Origin of the sequence: Lutibacter sp. (assembly GCF_040883305.1) — a bacterium.
In the GTDB taxonomy this organism is placed as follows: Bacteria; Bacteroidota; Bacteroidia; order Flavobacteriales; family Flavobacteriaceae; genus Lutibacter.
Genome location: NZ_JBFLKT010000429.1, coordinates 1 through 6,568 on the forward strand (window position 1 = coordinate 1; position 6,568 = coordinate 6,568).

Sequence of the window (6,568 nt, forward strand, 5' to 3'; positions counted from 1 at the left end):
ACTCTAAAAAATCGCCTTTAATTGAATTGTTCCTGTATGAATTGTTTTTGAAGTTTCACTTTTTCTACCTAAATAATTTAAGTTTAAATTTAAGAATGAATTAATTTTTCTATAAAACAGCAAACTCCAAGTGTAGTTTTTTCCAGGCTGTAAACCTTCAAGCATTTGATACGCAATTGGGGAGTTGTTATTTCCTTCAAATTTATAATTAAATAAATTAATTGCTGCTTTTAATAAATTTTTAGAATTGTTGGCATAATTCATTTCTAACCCAAATTTATCAGATGATAAGGTTTCAAGATTTCCTACTTGGTTTTCTTTCTTTTTTGCTTCATAAAATAAAGAAAAATAAGTGTTTGTATTGTAATAATAGGAAACTTTAGGAAATATACTAACGTTATTTAATTCGTAATTTCTATTATCATAATTTAACGATACCGTTTTGTTTATGGAATTACTAACATCAAAATTAAATTGCCAAAAACTGCCTATTTTATGTTCAAATTGTAATTTATGTTGTTGAATGGAATTTTCTAAATTATCAATTGTTGTGGTGTTTTTATTTTTAGAATTTATAAAGTTATAAGTAGTTGAATAGTTTTTTAATCCTTTATTAAAGTAAAAACTATTGTTTAAATTAAAATTTAAACCCAATAAATTGGAGTTATTTGTATCAAAAGGATTTAAATTGAATTTATTATCCTCTTTCTTTTGTTTGCTGTCGATTAAAATATATGTTTGATTGTAAAAATATGAAAGCAATTTTTTAACACCGGTTTTTACATTCCATTGTTGCGGATTTATGGTCACTATTTGCGAAAACTTATTTTGATGCGTTACAATATAATTTATGGTTGGTAAAATAACGCGTAAATATGTTGCTTGATCTGTAAATTGTGCAATTTCAAACTCGTTTAATTCTTTAATTTCGTTGTTGTTATAATCTATCCAAGTGTAAAAACCTTGTCCGGGTTCGGTTTTTATATACGTATAATCTTGTTGAGGGAGTGTTCCGGAAAGTGATTGATAACTAGTATTAAAATTTAAAAATTGATTGAAAAGTTGCTGATTGTACACAATTTTAGAGTTTAAAGAAGCTTCATCTTTAAAGTTTGCATTTTCAACCGTTCTGTAATTAACATACGCTTTTAAGTTGGCGGTATTTGTATTTAATAAAGTTGATTTTACATAAAAAGTTTTAGAATTATTTACTTGCTCAAAACTGGTATTTTGAATGCTGTCTGTAGTTCGAAAATTTGCACCAAATTGTGTATAAACATTTGTGGAATCTCCAATGCCAAAAAAAGCTTCAATTTCATTAAATTTATGACTTATCGCTAAAGGTAACTTTGTTGAAATTTCTGTGCGTTTATTATTTTCTCCATTTAAGGCTACACCATACCAACTTTTTTTAAGATTGTATTTAGAACTGATATAATACCTTGAAAATGTTCCTTTTTCAAACGAAGTTTTATTATTTAGGATGCTGTTATTAAAATGTATTGAAACGTTTTTTAATTTCAGATTTCCGAATAAGTGATGTTTATTACCAGTAAACGAATCGCTAAACTCTAAGTTTTCAAACATATAATTAATGGCATTGTTTTTTTTGTTTGAAAATTCTAAAGCACTACTTATTAATTTCTGATTTCCAAAAATATTTTCAATATTCCAATCTCTATTAAATTCAATATTTTGAATGCGTTCAATACTTTTGAATTTATCATTTATAAAATCGAACTTTAAATTACTTTTTAATTGCCATTTTTTGTCGAGAAGTACTTGTTCCCAATTTAATTTTGTAGCGAAACCATTATTTTCTGAATCGTCGATGTTTGAAAATAAATTTTCATCATTTGAACTAAAAGCAGTTTCAACATTTAGCGTTGTTTTTAACGTTGGATTGTACACTGCTTTAAAAACAGCAATTTGTAATTTATTTGGCGCAACTAATTGAATTACAGGGCTATAATCTCCTAAATTTTCGCCTGCGTATTCGTAAATCTTACCAAGAGCTATTACTTCTTTTAATATATAACTTCCTAAATTTTCTCCGACATACGTAAAAGCTACATTGTACAACTCGTCATTTTCATTTGTTGAATATTGAAAAATTTCTGAGTTTCCAATAAGGCTTTTTCTGTACAGTATTTTGTCTTCAGAAAATGTATCTATATAAGCAGACGGCGTAACCATTAAATTTGGATTATTTCCAGCTTCAGAAAGTAATTGTTTTTGTTCGTTGGAAAGATCTTGTTCTAATGGCTGATTTTTTAAGTCGTTTTCATTATAAAAATAACCACTTACAGCTAATTTTTCACTTTTAAAATCAATATTATTATACGTTATAAAACGTGTATAAATCCTATCGGTATATTGGTATTCAGCGGTAATTCGCATATTTCCAGTAATAGGAAATGTAGTTGTAAACGTAATTTCTGCGGTGTTATAATCAATAGTATAATCGTTTTCTTCTCCGCGTTTTAGCTGTATGCCGTTTACATAAATCTGTTCAGTTCCTGATAATATTAAGATGTAGCTATTGTTAAAATCCGATAAATTATAAGGACCTTGATTACCCTCAACGCCTTTAAACTCTATTTTTTTATATTTTCCTTTTACGATGGCTCCTGAAGTTTGAATATCAATTTCAGAATTTTCATTTTTAATTTTGGCGTTAACCCCTAAACCAGATACTTTTTTAGTGAATTTTAAAAAGGAGGTTTCGTTATTTTTTAAATAAATATCGCCTGCATTTATGCTCCAATTATCGCTAAATAATTCGATAAAAACACGGTCAAATTCGTTTAATTTATAGGTGTTCCCATTTTCTTGAATAGGTAAATTAGTATCTAGAATAGCAGCTTTTAAAGTTACTTTATCAGAGAGTTTTCCTGCAATTTGTAAATCTAACGAAGAATTTACAACGCCATTTTGGTTGTTTCCAGTTGTAAGTCCTCTCGTAATATTTCCGGTTGTATGTAAGCCATCAAAAGGTTTAAAAGGAATTTTTTGTTGATTGGTAGTTAAACTATATAACTGTGTTTGGTTGGATCCATCTGGAACAATTAATTTCGAATCGAAAATTGTATATTCTTTTGTTAAAAAATCTGGATAGGAAGTGTATTCAACAATAACTTCAGTAAATTTTATTTCATTTGTAGAGTTGAAAGCCAACAATGATTTTGAAAAATCAATAGTATATTTTGAGCTGTCAATTAGTAATTCATTTTTAGAATAAACCTTAAAATTAAAAGGAGTAATACTAACAGAATCTATTTTTACGGTATCGTTTTTTACTGAAAAAGGCTTTTTATGAAGATTTTTAGATTGAATTTGAGCATTAGAAATTACACTAACTAAAAGAAATAATAAGAGTAAACCTTTTTTCATTTTCAAACTAACGTAATTTCAACAAAAATAGTTTAAAATAATGATTGTTGGGTTGTAGGATTTTCGTGTTCTAACAACCATTTTTTTCGCCATAAACCGCCAGCGTAACCTGTTAAAGAACCATCGCTTCCAATAATTCTATGACACGGAATTACAATCCAAATCGGATTTTTGCCATTGGCTGAGGCAACTGCCCTAATGGCTTTTACGTTGCCAAGTAATTTGGATTGCTCTAAATAAGTCCTTGTTTTTCCAAAGGGAACATTTGTTAATTCTTTCCAAACCTTTTGCTGAAATTCAGTTCCTTGTGGGTTTAGTTTTAAATTGAAATTAGTTCTTTCACCTTTAAAATATGCATCTAATTGTTGCACACAATCTTGTAAACAAATTGGAATATCTAAAGAACTTTCAATTTCTTCATCTAAAACCGAAATCGCTGAAATTCCATCAGCATTACCTTCAATTTTAGCGATACCAATAGGTGTTTTGTAGTAGGTTGTTTTTAATTGTTCCAACGTATTTGAGTTTCATTTATGGGTTTTAAAGATACATTTATTTATAAGAACGTGCCAATTGTTAGAAAGACACGCTGTTTATCAGTCAATAAGCTTTTGAAAGTATTTTTATATTAACTTTGTTTAGTTATGAAAAAAAATAAATTTCTTTTAATTCTTTTATTTATCACCTTATCAATATCTTGTGATACTGATGATGAGAATGATTATTCTAACCAATTGATTGGTGAATGGATTCGAAACGATTTCAGAAATGATTTTGAGTATAAATTGACTTTTAATTCTAATGGATTAGGCTTTAAAACTGTACGATCTGGGACTATGGAAACCCAAATTATTTCTTCAAGTTTTACAATTAATTGGAGCGCTGATGAAACTAGCCTTACAATTGATGAGTTGGGTACCGTAATTACAACAAAATATACTATTAATTCGGAAGGTGAACTTATATTGCCTGATTATTCGGATTTGCCATTTATAAAAATTGAATAAGATTAAATTCCAAAAACGTCTTTTGAGTTTTGAGTAGTTATTGCTGCAATTTCTTGTTGACTCAATCCATATATGTCAACTAATTTATCTAATACTTTGGTAATATAACTACTTTCGTTTCTTTTTCCACGATACGGAGTTGGAGCTAAATAAGGAGCGTCTGTTTCTAACACAATATTTTTAATAGGGATTTCATTTAAAAATTGGTCTATTTTACCATTTTTAAAAGTGACAACACCACCAATACCTAATTTCATATTGTAGGAAATTGCTTTTTTAGCCTGTTCTAAAGTTCCTGTAAAACAATGAAAAACACCAAAAAGTTTAGCGTCTTTTATTGCTTCTAAAACTTCAAAAATTTCGTCAAATGCATCTCTGCAATGTATTACAATTGGTAAGTTTTTTTCTTTTGCCCATTCAATTTGTGTTTTAAAGGCATATTGCTGCTGCTTCAAAAAAGTCTTGTCCCAAAATAAATCGATTCCAATTTCACCAACCGCATAAAAATTGCGCTTATCCAACCATTTTTTTACAAATGCCAATTCTTCTTCAACATTTTCTTTTACGTGCGTTGGATGCAAACCCATCATTAAAAACATATTATTTGGAAATTCTTTTTCTAAATCTAACATGGCATCCAAATAGGTTGAATCTATAGCTGGAATAAAAAAGCGAGAAACGCCTGCATCAATTGCGCGTTGAATCATTTCGTTTCTATCTTCATTAAATTGCTCGCTGTATAAATGCGTGTGTGTATCTGTAATTATCATAGGGCAAAAGTAGTTAAAAACTTAGAAATCCATTTGTTGTATTTTACGTTTTTTAAAAGTATTAATTGCTTTAATATTGCCTTGTAACTAAAAGTTATTCAATAGTTTAAATCATACTTATTCAGTTTTTTTTATTAAATTTAGCTCCAACTAACTAAAAAAATCAATTATGAAAACAGAAACTGCTTTTCTAAAACTGCTATTTAACACCTGATAATTTTAAGAAATAGATTGTTGAATAACTCCTTTCTTCATCAATTAAATATTAGATTTATAAGTAATTAGCAATTTGTGTATCCCCTAAAATTAATGGATTGAAGTATTTAGTTGTTGCTTTTATTAGATTGATGTTCTTATTAAAATCAACCATTAACCATGATAAAATTCTTTAGAAAAATTAGACAAAAACTATTGATTGAAAACAAAGTTAGTAAGTATGTTTTATATGCAATTGGAGAGATTTTACTCATTATTATAGGAGTAGTAATAGCTATTTCTGCAACTCAATGGAAAAGTGATAAGAAAGATAGTATTTATGAAAAAGAAGCTTTGAATGAAATATATAAAGGATTACAATTAGATTATGCCAAACTAGAACTTTTGCAAAAAAATACTGAAAAGGGAATTGAGCGTATCACAATTTTAGATAGCTTATTAAAAGAAAAAGCACCTGTGTACAGTAGTTCACTTGACCCTCTATTTGGAGCTGTATATGGATTTAGATTCTTTTCAATGGAAAAAGCGAACTATGAAGATTTAAAACTGAATAGTCTCAATCTGATTAAAAATAGAGATTTAAGAAGGCAATTGATTATTGTTTTTGAATCGGAATACTCTACAAATGATAAAATTTATGAAATTGAAATTTGGGTTAATGAGATACTACGTTCATATTATTTGGAAAACTTTCAGAATATACGGTTTCAAGAATCAGCAACACCTTTAAATTATGAAAAATTATGGAGTGATTCTTATTACAAAAATATTGTCGCCTATAGGTTAACATTTCTAAAAGGTGTTATTAATAGAGATCATGTGAGATTCAAAAACGAAATGGAAAAATTAATGAAGCTAATTGAAGCTTATATAGAAATAAAATAATTTAAGGGATAGAAGCAAATAAAGATTTGAATTAAAAAACAACCGATTTGTACAATTGAAAATCCTTCGAATTATCGTCTGTACAAATCATTCTCAAGTACGTGCTGCTTCATTATTACAAACCATTAACCAAATGATAAAATTCTTTAGAAAAATTAGACAAAACTTACTTTCAGAAGGAAAGACTGGTAAATATTTTAAGTATGCCATTGGAGAAATTATACTTGTTGTTATTGGAATTTTAATTGCATTGCAAATCAACAATTGGAACGAAAACAAGAAACTTGAAGAGTTAAA

6 protein-coding genes are annotated in these 6,568 nt (G+C 27.9%); 3 read left to right on the top strand and 3 right to left on the bottom strand.

Annotated features, from left to right (window positions below):
* Positions 1-3: 3 nt before the first annotated feature.
* Both AB1Z17_RS13900 and AB1Z17_RS13905 read right to left on the bottom strand, forming a co-directional pair.
* A complete protein-coding gene (locus AB1Z17_RS13900) occupies positions 4-3,393 on the bottom strand; it encodes a hypothetical protein (RefSeq protein WP_368052370.1) in 3,390 nt (1,129 codons plus the stop codon).
* Between the two features lie 32 nt (positions 3,394-3,425).
* The gene (locus tag AB1Z17_RS13905; protein ID WP_368052371.1) at positions 3,426-3,908 is read right to left on the bottom strand and encodes a methylated-DNA--[protein]-cysteine S-methyltransferase; all 483 of its coding nucleotides are present in this window, start codon (positions 3,906-3,908) and stop codon (positions 3,426-3,428) included.
* 129 nt (positions 3,909-4,037) lie between these two features.
* On the opposite strand from AB1Z17_RS13905, the gene AB1Z17_RS13910 reads away from it, so the two are divergent.
* Complete coding sequence (locus AB1Z17_RS13910) at positions 4,038-4,400, top strand: hypothetical protein (RefSeq protein ID WP_368052372.1); 363 nt, start codon at positions 4,038-4,040, stop codon at positions 4,398-4,400.
* A 2-nt stretch (positions 4,401-4,402) separates the two neighbouring features.
* On the opposite strand, the gene AB1Z17_RS13915 is transcribed toward AB1Z17_RS13910, so the two are convergent.
* Positions 4,403-5,170: a TatD family hydrolase gene (locus tag AB1Z17_RS13915; RefSeq protein WP_368052373.1), complete on the bottom strand. Its 768-nt coding sequence runs from the start codon at positions 5,168-5,170 to the stop codon at positions 4,403-4,405.
* Positions 5,171-5,545: 375 nt separating this feature from the next.
* Between AB1Z17_RS13915 and AB1Z17_RS13920 the strand changes: the two genes are divergently transcribed.
* Positions 5,546-6,271 carry a hypothetical protein gene (locus tag AB1Z17_RS13920; RefSeq protein WP_368052374.1) on the top strand — a complete coding sequence of 242 codons (726 nt, stop codon included), beginning with the start codon at positions 5,546-5,548 and terminating at the stop codon, positions 6,269-6,271.
* Between the two features lie 133 nt (positions 6,272-6,404).
* The coding region (locus AB1Z17_RS13925; RefSeq protein WP_368052375.1) for a DUF6090 family protein at positions 6,405-6,568 on the top strand (164 nt) is incomplete at its 3' end.